Annotated in this window: 3 protein-coding genes; 1 reads left to right on the top strand and 2 read right to left on the bottom strand. The window is 71.6% G+C overall.

The genetic code is table 11. The annotated features are described in order from the left end of the window. Window positions 1-233: 233 nt before the first annotated feature. Window positions 234-2009, bottom strand: a complete 1776-nt coding sequence (locus tag ACY45C_RS17640; protein WP_462188657.1) for an aldehyde dehydrogenase family protein — start codon at window positions 2007-2009, stop codon at window positions 234-236. Window positions 2010-2110: 101 nt separating this feature from the next. Next, window positions 2111-3418 (bottom strand): thiamine pyrophosphate-dependent enzyme, encoded by a 1308-nt coding sequence (locus ACY45C_RS17645; protein WP_462188658.1) that lies wholly within the window; start codon window positions 3416-3418, stop codon window positions 2111-2113. A 212-nt stretch (window positions 3419-3630) separates the two neighbouring features. On the opposite strand from ACY45C_RS17645, the gene ACY45C_RS17650 reads away from it, so the two are divergent. Continuing rightward, the gene (locus tag ACY45C_RS17650) at window positions 3631-3963 is read left to right on the top strand and encodes a YnfA family protein (RefSeq protein ID WP_462188661.1); all 333 of its coding nucleotides are present in this window, start codon (window positions 3631-3633) and stop codon (window positions 3961-3963) included. The last annotated feature ends 32 nt before the right edge of the window (window positions 3964-3995 follow it).

Consider the following 3995-nt stretch of genomic DNA (forward strand, 5'->3'; position numbering starts at 1 on the left):
CGCCCGGGACGCCACCAGGACAGACGCCACCAGGACAATCGTCGCCGCGGCGGTAAGCCGGGGACAGCGGCTGCCGGGCAGGTGGCCGGTCCGCTTCCGCGTGGTGCAGGATCTCGACGGCCAGCCCCGGGTGAGCCCGGTGCGGCTGGCCGGGCGGCTCGCCCTGCACCGGTCACGATGGGACCCGGCGGCGGAGGGCCCGCTGGGTTTCCTCACCGGGCTCCGGCCTCGGCTCACCGTCCGTCTGGACGACTTCCGGATGATTTTCGGAGCCGGAGCCGGAGCCGGCCGGGACGGAATCCCTCGTCCGGCCCGGCGTGCCCGCCGAGGGGCCTGTCGAGAGGCCCAGCCGCCCCGCCGACCGGCCTGACCCGCCCGGCCCAGCCGCCGCCGTGCCGGAGCCGCGCCGCCACCGCTGTGACGGCGAGCGCACCCGGCACCCGGCGGAAGGTGGTCAGGGTCGCTCCCGGCACGTGCATCCGCAGGGTGGCGACCGAGCGGGGGCGGACGAACTCGCGCAGCCCCTCCGCGCCGTGCACCCGGCCGAACCCGCTCTCGCCGCTGCCCCCGAAGGGCAGGGCGGGCATCCCGGCAAACGCCAGCACCGCGTTGACGGACACCATCCCGGCGTCGAGCCGGGTGGCGATCTCGTCTCCCCGGGACCGGGAGAAGACCGTCGCACCGAGCGCGTACGGGGTGCCGTTGGCCAGCGTGACGGCCTCGTCGACGTCGGCGACGGTCCGGACGGTGGCGACCGGCCCGAACGTCTCCTCCTGCACGGCGGGGCTGCCCTCCGGCACGTCGACCAGCACGACCGGTTCGATGAAGGTGTCCCCCACCGACTCCGTCCCGCCGATCAGGGCGGTCGCGCCGCGGGCCAGCGCGTCGGCCACGTGGCGGCGCACGATCGCCGCCTGGCCGGGCATCGTCATCGGACCGTAGGATGCGTCCCAGTCGGCGCCGGGACGAACCCCGTCGAGCTCGCGGCGCAGTGCGGCGAGGAAGGGCGCGGCGACCGCCTCGGTCACGTAGATCCGCTCGACCCCGGCACAGGTCTGCCCGCCATTGGACATCGCTCCCCAGACCGCTGCCCGGGCGGCGGCGGCCACGTCAGCGTCGTCGGCGACGATCAGCGGGTCCTTGCCGCCGCATTCGATCACCACCGGGACGAGGGACGACGCGCAGGCCGCCATGACCAGGCGGCCGGTCGCGGGCGAGCCGGTAAAGGCGATCTTGTCGACCCCGGCGGTACACAGGGCGGCACCGGTCGGACCGAAGCCGGTGACCATGGTCAGGACCCCGGCCGGCGCGTCCGGATTCGCCGCGGCGAACGCCGCGACCAGGTACGCGCCCACCGCCGGGGTGTACTCGCTGGGCTTGAAGACCACCGTGTTACCGGCTGCCAGGGCATACACGATCGAACCGCTCGGGGTGAACAGCGGGTAGTTCCACGGCCCGATCACCCCGACGACCCCGAACGGGCGGTACTCGATCCGTCCGGTGTGGTTCGCCAGGAACGGGCCGGGCGACACCCGACGGGTCCGCAGCACGCGGGCGGCGTTGCGGGCCGCCCAGCGGATGTGTTCCAGCGTCAGCAGCAGCTCGATGCGGGCATCGGCGGCGGTCTTGCCGTTCTCGGCGTGCAGGAGGTCGATCAGCTCAGTCTCGTGGCGGACGAGGTGCGCCGCCCAGCGCAGCAGATAGTCGCGCCGCCGTGCCGCCGTAAGCCCCGCCCACCAGCCCGCCGCCGACCGGGCGGCCGCCACGGCCGCCCGCACCTGGGTCGGCTCCATCACCGGGAAGCTCGCGACCACCGCGCCGGTGGCCGGATCCGTCGACAGGAGCGTCCCGATGCCGGCCTCCGGGCCGGCCTCCGGGCCGACCGCGCCAGTCACCCCAGTCTCCCGATTCGCCACGGTCTCCGGGTTTGTCGGGTTCGTCGAGCTTTCCGAGGTCGTCGGGTTTTCCGAGGTCGTCTCCTCGTCCGGGGTCGTCACGGTCGGCCGCATGGGGAGCTCCTCGCCGCTGGTGACGGAACGTCCTTCCCTTACCCGGCGAGGATATGACCGCCACCCGCAGAGAAACGAGTCCCGTCATCCTCAGATCATCCTCAGAGGAACGAGTCGCGGTACGCGGCGAACCACTCCCGTTGCCGGCGCTGATCGGCCGTCTCCTCCGCGGCGACATGGTCGAGCATCGAGGAGGGGTCCGGCGGGTCGAGGGCGAGGGTGTCCCGGCGCAGATCGGCCGCGGCGGCGTCGGCCCGCCGGCGGACCTCGTCAAACCAGCCGGCCTCAACATCGGCGGCGAGCAGCCGACGGAGGCGCTCGATGGGATCCCGGGCCTGCCAAGCGATGATCTCCTCCGGCGGCTGGTAGCGGGTCGCGTCGTCGGAGGTGGTATGCGGGGCCATCCGGTAGGTGTTGGCCTCGATGAGCACCGGGCCGCGACCGCTGCGCGCATGGTCGAGCGCCCAGGTGGTCACCGCATGCACCGCGAGCACGTCGTTACCGTCGACGCGCAGGCCGGGGAAGCCGAACCCGTCGGCCCGGCGGGCCAACCGCACCGGGGACTGCCGCCGGCTCGGCGTGGAAATCGCCCACTGATTATTCTGGCAGAAGAAGACGACGGGCGCACCGAAACTCGCCGCCCACACGAATGCCTCGTTGGCATCACCCTGGCTCATCGCACCGTCACCGAGATACACCATCACCGCCAGGTCGGTATCGGTGTCGCCGGTATCGGTGTCGCCAGTGCCGGTGTCGCCAGTGCCGGTGCCGCCGGTGCCGGTGCCGCCAGTGCCAGTGCCGCCAGTGCCAGTGCCGCCAGTGCCAGTGCCGGCGGCGCCGTCAAGGAGCACCCCCATCCCGAAACCGACGGCGTGCAGCGTCTGGGCCGCCAGAACAATCGTGTAATTAGCCATATTGTGACGGTGCGTATCCCAGCCATCGTGACTCACTCCCCGCAGCAGCCGAATCACCTCGACCGCCGGGACACCGCGGTGCCAGGCGACCGCGTGTTCCCGGTAACTGGGGAACAGGTAATCCCGGGGACGCGAGGCCGCGGCGGATCCGACCTGCGCGGCCTCCTGCCCCCGCAGCGGAATCCACAGGACCAGCTCACCCTGACGTTGCAGGGCCGTGGCCTCCTCGTCCAGCCGGCGGGCCAGGAGCATGGAGGTGTAGAACTCCATGCGCAGCTCGTGGTCGGCGAGCACCGAGAACCGAGAATCGGTGACCAACGAACCATCGGGGGCGAGCAGTCGGATGCCGCCATCGTCGAGTTCACCCGCCGCGGGCGAGGTGTTCTCCCCGAACGCACCGGGAAAATGATGCGGAACGGGACCGCCCACCGAATCCGGTTCGAGCCGCTGCATCGGCCCGCCGGTAATCAGTTCCGGATCCCGTACGACATTCATACCGAGTACCCCTCCCCCACCCGAAGATCACAGGACGTCCTACCATCGGAAACCATCGAAAAAGAGCGGTGTACCCGTGCGACACTACGCGGTGCGGACGGGGTGAAAACACGGGCGAGGTAACGACGAGATTCCGGCCACAGGATTCCGAGGCCGCAGGACGATGCCGGGAAGATGACAATGCCGGGAGGATACTGACTATCGTGAAGCACGTGGGCGTCGTCCGGTCTCTGCTGCTGTTCATGGTGGCCGCGGTCACGGAGATCGGTGGTGCCTGGCTCGTGTGGCAGGGCGTGCGCGAGCACCGCGGGCCGGTCTGGGTGGGGCTCGGGATCGGGTTCCTGGCCGCCTACGGCTTCGTCGCGACCCTCCAGCCGGACGCGCACTTCGGCCGGGTCCTCGCCGCCTACGGCGGGGTCTTCGTCGCCGGTTCCCTGCTCTGGGGCGTGACCGTCGACGCCTTCCGACCCGGCCGCTACGACCTCGCCGGAGCCGCGATCTGCCTGCTCGGCGTCGCCGTCATCATGTACGCCCGGCGCGTGTGACGGCTGACGGCTGACGGCTGACGGCTGACGGC

The organism is Frankia sp. CcWB2, assembly GCF_977927585.1.